Genomic DNA, 14,471 nt, shown 5'->3' on the forward strand with positions numbered 1-14,471 from the left:
TTCCTCGTACGGCTGGTACGGCCAGCAGAAAACGTTGCTGTACAGAAAGGTGCTGCCCGGAAACAGCACCTTTCTGTCTGTCAGAGCACCAGCTGGATTTCTGGTGGAGGAGGGGGAAGGGTATCAGTTCCGTTATTAATCCCCGCGCTTGTGCTGCCGGAAGACACGCTGGCCGATACCCATTTAAAGAAACCTGCAAACGCGGTTGAATCTAGCGTCTCCAGAGACACAACCTTATCGGTGAGCTGTTTTAAGTGCTCATGGCCTGCTTTAGGACCAACGGCGCAGGCAATGATGGATCCGAATCCCCGGCCGCGAATCGCTTTTACCGCTTCACCGTACGCCAGGGCATCAGAAGGGGTTCCATCAGTCATCAGGAATACCAGAGGACGCCAGTCTCCTTTGGTATCACCATCTGAGCGACGTACATCCCGTTCAACACACTGCATCAGACATTCAAGGGCAGCACCGGTGAACGTCCCGCCTGCGCTTGGCACAACGATGTCAGAAAACTGGAAGTCTTCCAGCGGCGTGAGAGGAATGAACTCACGCGCCTCATTGTCATAGGTGATAATGGAGATATGAACGCTTTCGAGGGCGTAGGGATCCTGGCGAAGAGCGCTAAGCATCGCCTGAATTCCAACGTTAACGGAATGGATTGACTCACCGCGCATCGAGCCGGATGTGTCGATAACAAGGTAAACAGGCAGGCGGCGCATCACATGTAATTCCTCAGGTGCGAGACAAACGAATCTGATTCTGAAGGCTCACCAATTGCCCTGAGTTTCCAGCCTGTAGCCTCGCGTATCAGCTCGGCAAAGACCATGGAGCGCTGGCTGGCGAAGGCGGGTCCGCCAGAAAGATCGAATCGTGCCATTTCAATATTACGGGCATCTACTGCCCGGATGAAGGCATTCTGAACTTTACCAAAGTGCTGCTGGAGCTTTTCACCATTGTAGATCTGAACGATGAACACAATTTTCTCGTACTGAGCGTCAAGGGAATTCAGGCGCACAATAATTTGCTCATCGTCACCGTCACCGGCTCCGGTTCGGTTATCGCCCGTCAGCCAGATATTGCCTGACTTATGGCGAAGGCTGTTGAAAAAGATGATATCGCCATTCACAAGCGTTGGTTTACCATTTTCCACATTGCCGAGATCGGTCACCTTTCCGGCTGAATTACACAGGAAAGCGATCACATCAAGGTCGTATTCTTCTTCTTTTTTACCAAAGATCCCGCCGAGAAAACCTTTCTTTTCCTCATTAATATCCCAACCGAGGCCGATAGTAACGGACGAGAGATCGTATTCATTTTTTTTCAGGCTTACGCCCTGGCCTTTGCTCAGACTGACAGACATGATATCCCCTTAATCAATAAAATTATAAGACCACATTTACTTCTGGCGGCGGCGGTGGCAGGTCTTCAAGACCGATCACTTCTTTTTTGCTGGACTCCACTTTCTGACTGCCTACCGAAATGCTCGCACTGACCCATTTAAAGAAAGCTTTAATCGTCGAACTGTCAGCTGTATCGAGCTGAACCACGATTTCAGTGATTTCTTTGAGGACGCTGGTATCGGCATCATGCCCGGCTGCACATGCCACAACAACGCCGGTTCTGGCCGCTTTAAAGTCATTCAGGCCTTTACGCCAGTCATCATTCGGACTTCCATCCGTCATCAGGAATACAAGGGGACGCCAGTCACCTTTAGTGTCAGCCGTCGTTTTCTGTACTTCTTTGGCAATGGAGCTGGCCGTGAGGGAAAGCGCTTCGCCAAGAGACGTGGTGCCGCTGGCTGTTAGTGCTGGCATCTGGAAACTCAGGAGGTCTGTCAGGGGGACTGCCTGTCGGGCTGAAGAATCAAAGGTGATCACTGACACGTGAGCCGTTTCGAGTGCATACGGATCCTGTTTCAGCGTGGTAAGCAGCGTCTGAACGCCATTTTTAACCGCTTCGATAGGCTCTCCGTGCATAGAGCCGGACGTGTCGAGTAGCAGATATACGGGTAAGCGTCTCAAATGTAATTCCTTCTTAAGAGATCGGAAGAGGAGAGTAGTTTCAGGAAGAGGCCAGGGTTTGTTGATTTGATAAAACGGCACGACATCTGTCGGGTGGAGATTAAATACTCAGAAGCGGCATTAAAGAAATAAGTTAACCACCATAGAATTACCGACATGTGAATGGCCTCTTATCAACAGAAAAATAATTCAGACCGGACTGGAATATAAGATTTCTGAAAAAACTCGGACAAATAAACTGTCTTATGTATGAAATTCATCATACATCACAGATCTGCATGAATGGAGTGTAAAACGCCCAAAGATTGATGTGTAGCACAAGAGGATGTCAAGACACCAGGTTTTGTAGTCAGTAAGGCGCTGCTGGCATTGCGGGAGGAGAATAGATCAAAACTACGTCACGCCAATACAGAGGTAAAATATGACAAAACCGGGGTTTTCACCCCGGTCTGAGATTTAGCGTCAGGACTTTTTAGCGCTGTATTCTTTTATCAGTTCGTCAACGGAGTGCAGAGCCAGCTTCTCTACCGCTTCACTTCGGGTCGAGCCACTCAGCGCAGCCAGACGGTCAATTTTTCTTAAGATCCGCATGCGTAGCGATAAGGACACGGCTGTTTTTTTATCCTTATCGAGTACGACCTTCCCTGTAGACTCACCGGTTTTCAGTTCAGCATTCTGTGCGAGCGCTTCATTCATCCGGCGAAGGGTCTTTTTATCCAGCTGGCCCGGATTAACGAGATGGTAGGAATGACCTGCCTTGCTGTATTTGATCTCCGCAGAATATGACTCGCGTAGCTCTTTGAGGGCCCGGGTTAATGTCGGCTCTGAGCATTCCAGACTGGTTATAATGTCGGCAGCGGAAACGGGCTTGCCGGTGCCCAGTAAGTTGGCAAGCTTAAAAATCCGGGCCTGTCTGGTATTTAATTGCATCGTAAGATTTAGCCTGCTTAAAGGGTTAGTGGTTCAATAGGCTGAAAAATGAAGGTACTGCTCATCTTTCGAATAACCGGGTGATCGCCTAACGCTTCAACCGGATCAATGTGTTCTATGCCTGCAAAATTTACTGACGACATCTGGCTGCGAGTGCATTTGCAGGACAGGATATACTCATCCTCCAGATAGCCGGTCCGCTTACTGACCCGTTGCGTAAAGCCTGACACAATCACGTTGTCGAAAGGTAGCGTATGTAAAACGATACCGACCAGGCGGAACAAGCAGCCATGGACGTGGCGGGCATAGTTTTCGCGTACGGCTTTTTGCGTCATGGCTTTTTCCGTCAGCTCCGTGCCCCGGGCATTAACGCCGTAAATCTTATCAGGGAAATCTTCAATCTCAGCTAAATCAACGTCCAGCAGGACTGCTGATAGCTCCGGCTTTACTTCAAATGCAACAATCGTTTCACGCGGCCATTCAGTTTCTGCCAGCACACCCGCCAGGTATGATTCGAAAAACGCGGCGTCTGTCCGGAACTGCTGCCGGGCATCTGCCTGAGCCGTGGCGAGCCGTTTTTCATGTTCTTCTGCTTCAAACTTCCAGTTTGCATACTGTTCGGCCCAGGCCGTCCGTTGTTGCTGGTACCGGTGCTGTCGAAGGGTATTCTCACGCTCCACATCAATCAGCTCCTGCTGCCACCGGCGAAGATTTTCGGCGTGGCGCTCAGCTTTAGCTGATTCCGATTCAAACCATTTACCCAGAAAACTAATGCCTTCGCTCTCGGCAGGCTTTTCCGGCAATGCAAGGTAGTCTGGCTTTTCTGGACGCACCGGTGCCGGAACCTGAAAAGGCGACGTTCTGTTATGCAGGTATACTGCTTCCAGCTCTGCCCAGCTGATGCCTGTTTTTGGATCCGGCGTCAGCTCGTGAATATTACGGATTGCGGTTACCGCTGACATGAGTTCAGCGGCTTCCTGCTCAAGCGCCTGTCTGAGCCCCGGGTCGGTTGCCGTCCGGTTTCCACCTCCGGAACGCGCGGCCCGGTCAAGCCGGGTACGGTAACTCAGCCCGGTACCGGGCAAGCCCAGATTGGCATAGGTCCCCCGGCTACCAAAAGAAACGGAAGCACCTCTCGGCCCGACACTCAGGCTCGGTGCACCGTTACTCAGGTTGAGGCGAACGCCAGGAATAATGTTGATCGACTTTCTGAACCTGAACCCCATTATGATTTCCTTAATGATGCTGGGTCACGGTAAGTAATCTGATTCCATCAGCGCTTTGCTCGTTCTGTAACCCATAAAAACGAGCTCTGTCCAGAATGCCAGCCGCCCAGCGGCGATGTGTGGCGGGTTCACACATTGCTCCCTGCGACTTAAACACGGCCTGGGTAGAGTTCAGGATCCGCAGAGCGTCAGAATACTCACCCTGAGTGACCATCAGCGCGTTTTGAATGACCTCTATCTGACCCGGGTGAATGGCCGTTTTCCCAACAAGCCCATGTGCCATATCAAGAGCCAGCTCTCTGGCCATAACGGCATGATCGTCAATATGCTCACATACGGGCGCGGTCAGGGCAAAATCACGCGGGCCGAAGACTGAAACGAGCATTTTGATGACGTAGCCCATCGGGCTGTCATACAGCGTCAGGTCCCGGGGGCGGCGAAGCGACACAACGTTCATAAGATCGTTGCCGCCGATTCGAAGCGCAATAATGCGGTCGTGGCAGGGATGTTCCACCAGGCGAGTGGCCAGCTCGCGCATCTGAACCACGTCAAAGACGTCTTCTGTTTCCAGCGTTGGCATCATGCACAGGTGAGTCCCGCCCATGATATCCCACCATTCAGCTAACGAACTGAGGGTAAATTTCGGCAACACAAACCCATCGACAGCGGAAAGATCATAATGCGCTTTTAACCATCTGCCCATGTCGGCATGCCGGGGGCGAATGAACACCAGAGGCCAGTCATTTTTACCCAGGCTACGCATGCTGTTACTGAGCTCGTGCAGCAGGTGCTCCAGATTTTTGAGGGCGATGGGGATGTCTGCTTCACTGACAGCATCCTCCAGGCAAATCACCAGAGAGCGCAAACCCGGGATTTTCCCGTGCAGGACGGCATCAGCAATATCTTCCCGTGTTGCAGGCATGTATAGCGTGGCTCCCAGATTCCAGGGAGAAAGACGATTTTTCATCAGAGTACCTTCTTGATAATGGTTACAGCCCGATACTGGCCGAGGGTTCCCCCCATTTCTGTAACAACTATTCCCTTTTCACGAGCAAGCCCTACAAGCAAGGCAACGTCCGGGTCGTCAATAGAACGCACAAATACATGGTCCGGTACCCGACGTAATACAGCCCGGGTTGCTTCAGCAATACCGGGTTTAATACGATTGACGCTGTCCACTTTAAATTCATCGGCCAGGAACGCGATAACGTCGCGACTTGTCTGCCATAAGACCCGGGCTGACTCCATATTCCAGCTCAGGGTAGCGAGGGATGACGGGGTTAACTTCTTACGGAAATGGGCGACGGTATCGACAAGCATCCGGCTGCATTCGAATTCACTGAGATGCTCGCAAACCATGCACCCATGTAATCCTTCAGAGGACCATACTGACCGGGAGATCAGGCCTGATACCGGCGCACCCATGATGCCAAAAGGAATGAGCCAGTCATCATCACTGGCTGCAAGCCAGGAGCAGCCACAGGGATCGGCCAGGACAACCAGTCGCGGCTGCTCAGGATAGCCCGGGCGATCTTTCAGTGCGCGTACAAGCTCTCCGGTAATTGCGCCTTTACCTGTCCATCCGTCAACAAAGACAATACCGCTGGTACCATGGCGCTCTTCAATGACGTCGAGGGCTGCACCGTCAATTCCACGATCCCGGATAATGCTGATACCGTAATGCCATGAGGTTTTCCCCATGTCACGCAGGGCCTGGTGCAGCATAACGCCGAGCGGCACGCCAGCTCTGACGAGACTGGCCAGTACAATGGGCTCATCACCGAAGCGTTCGGCCAGAGCAATAGCGAGCTGTGTGACTTCTTTTGCAAGTCTCTCTGCGCCCCGATCCAGCGCCCGGTGAAACAAATCAAGATGCCATTGTGTTGGCGCTGGCTCCTGACTGAGCATGTCCGAATAATGTTTCTTCCCTGACTGAATCAGCTCTTCTTTTTGCTCAACCGGCGTCATCTCAATGACTACCGGCTTTAGCAGAAATTCCACGTCACCGGGCTGGTATGAGCCGGTAAATGTGTCATGTGGCTGCATTTTAATTTTCTCCAAAAATTCGCTGTGAAATGGCATCTGCAAACTGACTCTGACGCGGGATGCCAAACCAGCTGCACAGTTTCATAAAACGATGATCGCTCAGGCTGTCGCCCAGACCAATTACGGGGAAGACTCCGCGTTCAGCCCGAAGTTTTTCAAGAAGCCATCTGACTGCCAGCCCTTTCTCAACCGCGGTGGGAAGCCAGGCCACGTTATTACTGTTGCGGTGGATGTAGAAGCCCTCGGTCGGAAACACCGTTTCTATCTCATCTGCAATGGCATTGAGCTCGTCAAGGCGGGTGCTGTCGCGGTGCTTCATCACCATATAAACCGCCGTTTCACCGTATTCGAAGTTCAGCCTTGCCCAGGCATTGATCCCTTTTGCGTCCATCATTTCAGTGATCAGACGCTGCATCGATGTCAGCTTTTCCTGATAGGGAGCCAGCTGGCCGAGCATATGGGCCTTCCACTCCTCGTCGGGTTTGCCTTCTGGCGTGAGAATGACGGCCCCGTGAGTGGTGATTGCCCAGGAGTGGAAAGGGATCCGTACGCGGCTGATTTCTTCAGTTCCCCGTGCGGTAACGGGTATGAGTTCAGCCTGCTCCAGGAGCCAGTCCACCAACATGGACTGTTCTTCCGTCATAAAGCTTCGTGGATTCAGGGTGCGATCAACGGCACCGGTACGGAATGGCTCCAGGGCCAGCTCGTCCACCATTTTACGACGGGTCTGAAAGAGCGTGTCGTCAAGGTCGCTCAGAACAACGGGTTTATTCATAGGTAACAATCTCCACGACGGCCGCAACCTCAGCCAGCGCTTTAAGAAGCTGCGTGTCAATACTTTCTGCGGGTGTCTCAGTACACACAAGAATGCGGTCAAACTGCTGGTGGGCGACGTTATAGACAAAATTGGGGATGCCCAGCCCGTAGTTATCCGTAAAGGAAATGGCGGACTCAATGGCATAACCAACGGCGATAGGGGAGCGGGTGGTCGATCCATAAAATGCCTGTGCTCCGGCAGCTTCGAGCCGTTCAGCAAGCAGGAACGGCTCCCAGACGAATTCCCCGGTCCCGAGAACCAGAATACGTTCCCCCTTGTGGACGGAGACCTCATGGCCGAGATCGGCCGCAGGTGCGAGCATCCCCAGTCGGCCCCAGGACTGTTTTCCCTGGATGTCCCATTCTCCTCGTGAAGTTACGTTGACTTTCGGCATGTCCGGGACAGGTGCATCAGGTAATGGGGTCCATCCCCACTTACCGCTTACAAGAGAAACCGAAGTGACTGGTAAGGTGCTGCGCTCGGACAAGGCTTTGCCACTCCAGTCGGTAAGCGTAACGGCTATAACCTGTTCAATATGTTGAAGCTTGCCGGTATTACGCAGGGCTGAAAGCAGGTTAATAAAGGTATTACCGGTGGTTGCCTCGTCATCAATCAAAACCAGCGTTCGTGCGTTGGTAACACGACGTCTTTTCTCTTCATCATCTGGCAGATAGATCAGATGATCGGTGGCGTGGCTGTGTTCTTCCTTGAACTCGCAAAGCAACGTGCCATCAACCGGGTGACGGGTAGAGGTCAGATAGACAGATTCAGGATGCTGGTGGCGCACTTCATCAAATACACCGGCCCCAAGCCCAACGGCGGTTTCAGCCATACCGATAAACAGTACGGGTCCTGTCAGTGTCGAGGGGAACTGGCTGGCAAGCTGTCTGTAGGCCTGCCGCATGACTGAGGGTGGCACGGGAATGTGCCTGCCGAGTACTTTGCTGACAAACAGAAAGGCGCGTTTCGGGTTACGTCTTTCAGCGATGTCAAACAGGTCATCGAGCGAAACTTCACCCTGGTCGCGGGTTACCTGAATCGTACCGCATGAGAGGGTACGGCGATAAATCATATCTTCGAGGATATCAGACATAAATACGCCTTAATTCAGAAGGTTAGAGAGTGATTCCGGGTATGCAATTACATCCGTAATGGATCTCACCGCAACCGGAGAAAAGGTGTTTTTAGCGCTCTGGCGCACCATATCTTCAGACATCAGACCGAGCTTAAAGGCAGCAAATAACCCAGGAAGGTTCACCCCGCTGTGAAGGGTATAACCCACCCCCCCTGACGGACGCATGTTGGTTTCAAGCAGCACCGGGTTGCCATTCACATCGTTTCGCGTCTGAACATTCACCAGCCCGTCGGCCTTCATAACCCTGGCGCAGTCACACGCCAGTTCCCAGGCGCTTCCTTCGTTTACCAGATACTGGATAACCCCTTCCTTACGGCGTCCCACGGCTGCGAGTATTTCGCCCTTATCCGCGAGGATATCGACGGAAAATTCCGGGCCTGGCAGGTACGGCATCAAAACAAGGGGTTTAAACGACTCAGCAGCTGATGCTGCTGCAATATACTGTTGCGGACTGACCAGACGATGTTCGGGATGATTAAAGACGGCCATAGGCGAAGCACTGTCATCAAAGCGCCAGAATCCCATGCCATAGATACCCGTCACCGGCTTCACGCATACCGGGCTGTCAGTGAACGGCGGGGCCGCGAGGTGTGTTTTTAATTCTGCCAGCGTATTCACCCGCCAGGATGGTACGACCGGGAGACCCTTTTGCTCCATAAACTGAGCAAAAGTAACTTTTTCGTCAGCCAGAGTTAACCAGTCGACGCCCGTTGCACCGGTAGTAAGGGTGGCACCGGTCGATTCAATGGCTGAACGGTGTTCTTCAAACCACTGGCTGTTACGGCCAGTATGAATATGGTGGATGCCGTAGGACTGAATGGTTTCCTGGATAAACTGAAGACGTTTTTGAGGATCTTCAGGTTCAGTCAAAGAATAGTCGGCAACGGAAAGGATTTCATTTCTTTCGTTACGGTGGGAGGCAAAAACGGTAATGGCAAAATTATTTTTTTTTGCAAATGATTTTACCCCCTGAATAATATCTCGCTGGGAGGATAAACCTTCCATAAACCAAATTTTCTTGTTCATTTTTTTTAATTATCCGGAACGCCATGCAAATTTATGATTGAGAAGTGAGTCTATGAGTGTCTAAGCTACATGTCAATCATAATATGATTTATAACTCCTGTGGTTATGGAGTGCGTCAGGTTTTTTGGATTCCTGATAACACATTGATATTTAAATTAAACTTAGAAAATTAACACCCTGAAAAGGATTTCTTTTTGTGTTTTTACAGAAAACTACCAAAATTTCCCTTGTCAGAGAACTTCATCATGATATGATTTTCTTCGTCAGTTACTAAATATACCTTTGATTGTCTCGGTCATTACCATTTTAAGGAATAAAACATGGTTTCATTAGTTAAGAACCAGACGGTATCACTCAGCAAAGAATCATCTGCATTAAGCCAGCTTCATTTCGGTCTCGGTTGGGATCCGGTTAAGAAAAAAGGTCTTCTTGGAGGATTGTTTGGAGGCAACGACTCAATCGATCTCGATGCTGGCTGCGTATTAATGGACAGCACCGGTAAAACAATTGACACCATCTGGTTCCGCAAACTGGAATCCACCTGCGGCGCTGTTGTGCACAGTGGCGATAACCTGACCGGTGAAGGTGACGGTGACGATGAGGTGATTAATGTCAACCTCTCCCGACTGCCTGCAAACGTTGAATACCTGGCGTTTACGGTAAACAGCTTCCGTGGTCAGTCGTTCAATGACGTCGAAAACGCGTTCTGCCGCGTTGTCGATCAAACCGGCAAAGAGCTGGCTCGCTACAAGCTGACTGAGCAGGGCTCACATACCGGGATCGTTATTTCTTCGCTGCGCCGTAATAACGGCAACTGGGACTTTACCGCCCTTGGCCATGCCTGTCGCGGCCGCACAATTGACGATATGCACTCCGATATCGTTTCAGCGGTTATTCGCTAATGAACCTGACGCCGGGGGGCAATGCCCCCGTTCCAGCCCAGGAGTTGCGGGTCCGGATCACCTCGGGCGGCCAGGTGGATGCTTCGGCGTTTCGCCTGTATGCCGACGGGAAGGTGCAGGGTGATGCGGACATGGTGTTTTATGGTCAGCCACGTAACGATGATGGTACCGTCAGCCTGGTCAGTGAAGGCCAGTACTCAACCTTTACTGTCGCGCTCAACCGGCTGAAACCTGATGTCCAGAAAATTGCGTTCACCGTGACCTGTGACGGTGGGCAGACGGTGTCCGGTCTTCGTAATCTTTCCATCGACGTGGAGCAAGGGGCTACCGGCCTGGTTAGCGGCAGTGTCGAACTGAGCGGCCGTCAGGAAGCAGCCTTAATTCTGGGTGAATTTTACCGTCGTAATAATGACTGGAAATTCCGCTTCGTTGCGCAGGGGTTCAACGGTGGACTTAAACCGCTGGCAGAGCATTTCGGCGTAAATATTGCCGACGAACCGGCTCCCGCAGCCCCGACTCCTCCGGTTGTAACCCCTCCGCCAGTTGAGACAAAAATCAGCCTGAGCAAGGTATCGCTGACAAAAGAGAAGCCTGCAATCAGCCTGACCAAACGGGATAACTTCGGTGAAATCCGGATCAACCTGAACTGGCACCGGGGCAGCGGCAAATCAGGCTTTGCAGGCATGTTCGGCTCCAAAGGAATCGACCTGGATCTGGGGGCCTTTGTTGAGCTTCAGGACGGGTATAAATCGGTCATTCAGGCGCTCGGTAATGCATTCGGTGATTATCGCGATGAACCGTATGTTCAGCTCAAGGGCGATGACCGGACGGGTGATGTATCAGACGGCGAGTGGCTGCATATCAATGGACGTGAATGGAAGCATATCCGCGAAGTGCTGATTTACGCCTTTATTTATGAAGGTGTTCCCAGCTGGGACAAGACTGATGGTGTGGTCACCATTCATGTGCCGGATCAACCGCCCATTGAGACCCGCCTGACCGAAGGTGAAAACCGTCGCACATTGTGCGCCATTGCCAGACTCGTAAACGAAAACGGCGCAATTAAAGTCGAGCGAATTAACCAGTACTTCAAAGGCCAGGACGAAATGGACCGGGCATTTGGCTGGGGATTTCGCTGGAGCGCCGGTTCTAAATAACACAGCAACAAAGGAAACAGGTATGAGCTTTTTCGACAAAGTTAAAGGTGCCATTAACTCAGGCCGTGACGAACTGACCCGCCAGGTTGGCCGTTTCAAAAACAAAAAATTCATGCAGGGCACCGTTGCTGTATGTGCCCGTATTGCCGTATCGAGTGACGGCGTAAGTTCGGAAGAAAAGCAGAAAATGATGGGCTTTCTGCGCTCTTCAGAAGAGCTGAAGGTCTTCGATACCAATGAGGTGATTGAGTTCTTCAATAAACTGGTTTCAAGCTTCGATTTCGATGTTGAAATCGGCAAGGGCGAAACCATGAAATACATCCTGGCGCTGAAAGATCAGCCTGAGGCCGCTCAGCTGGCCTTACGTGTTGGTATTGCCGTTGCGAAAAGTGACGGTAACTTCGATCAGGACGAGAAACTGGCCTCCCGCGAGATCGCTATCGCGTTGGGCTTCGACCCGGCTGAATTTGGCCTCTGATCCACATCCCTAAGGGTAAAATATGGTTTCCACACACATCGGCTTCCCGACTGAAACGGTCATTGTTTTTATTGCGCTTTCAGTCGGTGCCATCTTTATTGACCTGTTTATGCACCGTGATGACAAGCCTATTTCGCTGAAGAGTGCGGCGCTCTGGTCCGTATTCTGGGTTGTGGTTGCGATGGCATTTGCCGGTTTCCTCTATATCCACCACGGTGCTGAGGTTGCCAGTCTGTTTGTCACGGGTTATGCGCTGGAGAAAGTGCTGTCGGTCGATAACCTGTTCGTCATGATGGCCATCTTCTCCTGGTTCGCCGTTCCGGATCGTTATCGCCACCGTGTTCTCTACTGGGGGATCATTGGTGCCATTGTCTTCAGGGGCATCTTTGTCGCCATCGGTACGAGCCTGCTGAGTCTGGGGCCGTATGTTGAAGTTGTCTTCGCTATTATCGTTGCCTGGACAGCGGTCATGATGCTTAAAAGCGGTGATGACGATGATGAAATTGAGGATTACTCCCAGCATCTGGCTTACCGCATGGTTAAACGCTTCTTCCCTATCTGGCCGAAGCTCAGAGGGCATGCCTTCCTGCTTAACCAGAAGGAAGTGGATGCTGAACTGGCGAAACCAGAAAACAGCGATGTCACCATTGGCCGTGGTAAAAAAGCGGCGCTGTATGCGACCCCGCTGTTCCTGTGTGTGGCTGTGGTTGAACTCTCGGACGTAATGTTCGCGTTTGACTCGGTACCGGCAATCATTGCCGTCAGTCGTGAACCGCTTATCGTCTATAGTGCCATGATGTTTGCTATCCTGGGCCTGCGTACTCTGTACTTTGTCCTTGAGGCACTGAAACAGTACCTGGTTCATCTGGAGAAGGCCGTTATCGTGCTACTGTTCTTCATCGCGGCAAAACTCGGCCTGAATGCGACCGATCACATCTGGCATCATGGTTACAGCATCGCGGCAACAACCAGCCTGTATGTTGTACTGGGTGTACTGGCGCTGGGCATTCTCGCAAGCGTCATGTTCCCGGGCAAACCTGAATCTGAGGAAAAGGGGAGTTAATCCCCTTAAGTGTTAACCTGAACAATTACTAATCGAAGAGGTTATTTTATGAGTGTTTCTCTTTCCAAAGGCGGGAACGTCTCCCTAAGTAAAGCAGCTCCGTCAATGAAAAACGTCCTGGTGGGCCTTGGCTGGGATGCGCGTTCAACAGACGGTCAGGACTTTGACCTGGATGCTTCAGCATTCCTGCTGGCCTCAAACGGCAAAGTGCGCGGCGATTCAGATTTCATCTTCTATAACAACCTGACGTCATCCGACGGTTCCGTAACGCACACCGGCGATAACCGCACCGGTGAGGGCGATGGTGATGATGAATCGCTGAAAATTAAACTGGACGCCGTCCCGTCTGAAGTTGACAAGATCATCTTCGTTGTGACCATCCACGATGCTCAGGCTCGTCGCCAGAGCTTTGGTCAGGTATCCGGTGCGTTTATTCGTCTGGTTAATGACGATAACCAGACTGAAGTTGCTCGCTACGATCTGACCGAAGATGCGTCCACTGAGACTGCCATGCTGTTCGGCGAGCTGTATCGCCACAATGGTGAGTGGAAATTCCGCGCAGTAGGTCAGGGTTATGCTGGTGGTCTGGCATCTGTATGTGCTCAGTACGGCATTAACGCGTCCTGATCAAAAAGTAACTTTTCTACCCGGGGCTGTTAATGCAGCCCTCATTCAACTGTTTGCAGGAGCTAAAAATGGCAGTTTCTCTCGTAAAAGGCGGCAATGTATCTCTGACCAAAGAAGCACCAACCATGAATGTTGCTATGGTTGGCCTAGGCTGGGATGCCCGTGTAACCGATGGTCAGGGTTTTGACCTGGACGCTTCCGTGTTCGCAGTAGGCGAAGACGGTAAAGTGTTGTCAGATGCGCATTTCATTTTCTTCAATAACAAAACCAGCCCTGATGGCGCGGTAGAGCACCAGGGCGACAACCGTACCGGTGAAGGCGACGGCGACGATGAGCAGGTCAAAATCGATCTGACCAAAGTCTCAGCAGATATCAAAAAACTGGTGTTTGCCGTTACCATCTATGATGCAGAAGCGCGTAAACAAAACTTCGGCATGGTGAGCAACAGCTTCATGCGCGTTTACAACAACGACAACGGCACGGAAATTGCCCGTTTCGATCTGTCTGAAGATGCCTCAACCGAAACCGCTATGGTCTTCGGTGAACTGTATCGTCATGGCGCTGAGTGGAAGTTTAAAGCTGTCGGTCAGGGCTTTGCCGGTGGCCTGGCGGCTCTTGCCTCCCAGCACGGCGTTAACATCTAAAATAACGCTGAATCATACCCCGGCAATGCCGGGGTTTTTTTTGGTTGCGATCCGCTATCAGGAGGGGGGGGGCAGAAAGGGTTCGGGAATCTCAGAAAGCAGAGAGATGTTAATTCTGACGTGAGCCTTTTAAAGGCAGGAAACGGATTTTTCTCTGGTTGCTGGTTAAAGCCTGTATTCCGTGCCTTATATCAACAGCATGCCCCTCTGATATATGTTACGTTTGCGACTTATGAAGGCACGGGTTCTGGAAGATAAAATACCCGACCAATGGAAATTCCAATTCAACAGGTATAGAAACTTCAACGTGATGAAATATGGTGTCACACCATATATACGCCTCACCAGAAATCCAGCGTCCTGAACTAAGCCAGGGGAACCTATATAAACGCTGCGCTT

The 14,471-nt window shown here is 51.5% G+C and carries 16 protein-coding genes; 6 read left to right on the forward strand and 10 right to left on the reverse strand.

Annotated elements, in window-relative coordinates:
• Positions 1–80 precede the first annotated feature (80 nt).
• From ACQG2Q_RS20270 to ACQG2Q_RS20315, 10 genes are all read right to left on the reverse strand, one after another.
• The gene (locus ACQG2Q_RS20270) at positions 81–719 is read right to left on the reverse strand and encodes a vWA domain-containing protein (protein WP_001253658.1); all 639 of its coding nucleotides are present in this window, start codon (positions 717–719) and stop codon (positions 81–83) included.
• Positions 719–1,360 (reverse strand): TerD family protein, encoded by a 642-nt coding sequence (locus tag ACQG2Q_RS20275; RefSeq protein WP_000116681.1) that lies wholly within the window; start codon positions 1,358–1,360, stop codon positions 719–721. The genes ACQG2Q_RS20270 and ACQG2Q_RS20275 overlap by 1 nt, the downstream gene beginning before the upstream one ends.
• 22 nt (positions 1,361–1,382) lie before the next feature.
• The gene (locus ACQG2Q_RS20280; protein WP_001253657.1) at positions 1,383–2,021 is read right to left on the reverse strand and encodes a vWA domain-containing protein; all 639 of its coding nucleotides are present in this window, start codon (positions 2,019–2,021) and stop codon (positions 1,383–1,385) included.
• 462 nt (positions 2,022–2,483) lie between these two features.
• Complete coding sequence (gene terW, locus ACQG2Q_RS20285; RefSeq protein ID WP_001176767.1) at positions 2,484–2,951, reverse strand: tellurium resistance protein TerW; 468 nt, start codon at positions 2,949–2,951, stop codon at positions 2,484–2,486.
• Between the two features lie 17 nt (positions 2,952–2,968).
• On the reverse strand, positions 2,969–4,177 hold the full coding sequence (locus ACQG2Q_RS20290; RefSeq protein WP_011152964.1) for a DUF4236 domain-containing protein: 1,209 nt from the start codon (positions 4,175–4,177) through the stop codon (positions 2,969–2,971).
• A gap of 10 nt (positions 4,178–4,187) precedes the next feature.
• The gene (locus ACQG2Q_RS20295) at positions 4,188–5,144 is read right to left on the reverse strand and encodes an HpcH/HpaI aldolase/citrate lyase family protein (RefSeq protein WP_031942304.1); all 957 of its coding nucleotides are present in this window, start codon (positions 5,142–5,144) and stop codon (positions 4,188–4,190) included.
• Complete coding sequence (locus tag ACQG2Q_RS20300; RefSeq protein WP_001585166.1) at positions 5,144–6,223, reverse strand: cysteine protease StiP family protein; 1,080 nt, start codon at positions 6,221–6,223, stop codon at positions 5,144–5,146. Before ACQG2Q_RS20300 ends, ACQG2Q_RS20295 begins: the two co-directional genes overlap by 1 nt.
• Position 6,224: 1 nt before the next feature.
• Positions 6,225–6,998, reverse strand: coding sequence for a hypothetical protein (locus ACQG2Q_RS20305; protein WP_001040058.1), 774 nt, complete (start codon positions 6,996–6,998; stop codon positions 6,225–6,227).
• A complete protein-coding gene (locus ACQG2Q_RS20310) occupies positions 6,991–8,133 on the reverse strand; it encodes a phosphoribosyltransferase domain-containing protein (RefSeq protein WP_001280115.1) in 1,143 nt (380 codons plus the stop codon). Before ACQG2Q_RS20310 ends, ACQG2Q_RS20305 begins: the two co-directional genes overlap by 8 nt.
• Positions 8,134–8,142: 9 nt before the next feature.
• Complete coding sequence (locus ACQG2Q_RS20315; protein WP_012695441.1) at positions 8,143–9,201, reverse strand: ATP-grasp domain-containing protein; 1,059 nt, start codon at positions 9,199–9,201, stop codon at positions 8,143–8,145.
• Positions 9,202–9,521: 320 nt separating this feature from the next.
• On the opposite strand from ACQG2Q_RS20315, the gene ACQG2Q_RS20320 reads away from it, so the two are divergent.
• From ACQG2Q_RS20320 to ACQG2Q_RS20345, 6 genes are all read left to right on the forward strand, one after another.
• Positions 9,522–10,103, forward strand: coding sequence for a tellurium resistance-associated protein TerZ (locus tag ACQG2Q_RS20320; RefSeq protein WP_000254137.1), 582 nt, complete (start codon positions 9,522–9,524; stop codon positions 10,101–10,103).
• Positions 10,103–11,260, forward strand: coding sequence for a TerD family protein (locus ACQG2Q_RS20325; RefSeq protein WP_001054786.1), 1,158 nt, complete (start codon positions 10,103–10,105; stop codon positions 11,258–11,260). Before ACQG2Q_RS20320 ends, ACQG2Q_RS20325 begins: the two co-directional genes overlap by 1 nt.
• Before the next feature lie 22 nt (positions 11,261–11,282).
• Positions 11,283–11,738 (forward strand): tellurite resistance TerB family protein, encoded by a 456-nt coding sequence (locus ACQG2Q_RS20330; protein WP_000007449.1) that lies wholly within the window; start codon positions 11,283–11,285, stop codon positions 11,736–11,738.
• 22 nt (positions 11,739–11,760) lie between these two features.
• Positions 11,761–12,801 (forward strand): tellurium resistance membrane protein TerC, encoded by a 1,041-nt coding sequence (terC, locus tag ACQG2Q_RS20335; protein ID WP_000255079.1) that lies wholly within the window; start codon positions 11,761–11,763, stop codon positions 12,799–12,801.
• A 48-nt stretch (positions 12,802–12,849) separates the two neighbouring features.
• Positions 12,850–13,428, forward strand: a complete 579-nt coding sequence (gene terD, locus ACQG2Q_RS20340) for a tellurium resistance membrane protein TerD (protein WP_000116680.1) — start codon at positions 12,850–12,852, stop codon at positions 13,426–13,428.
• A gap of 68 nt (positions 13,429–13,496) precedes the next feature.
• A complete protein-coding gene (locus ACQG2Q_RS20345; protein WP_000301247.1) occupies positions 13,497–14,072 on the forward strand; it encodes a TerD family protein in 576 nt (191 codons plus the stop codon).
• Positions 14,073–14,471: the final 399 nt, after the last annotated feature.

It is taken from the genome of Enterobacter cloacae complex sp. 370H10, assembly GCF_050031535.1.
Lineage (GTDB): Bacteria > Pseudomonadota > Gammaproteobacteria > Enterobacterales > Enterobacteriaceae > Enterobacter > Enterobacter intestinihominis.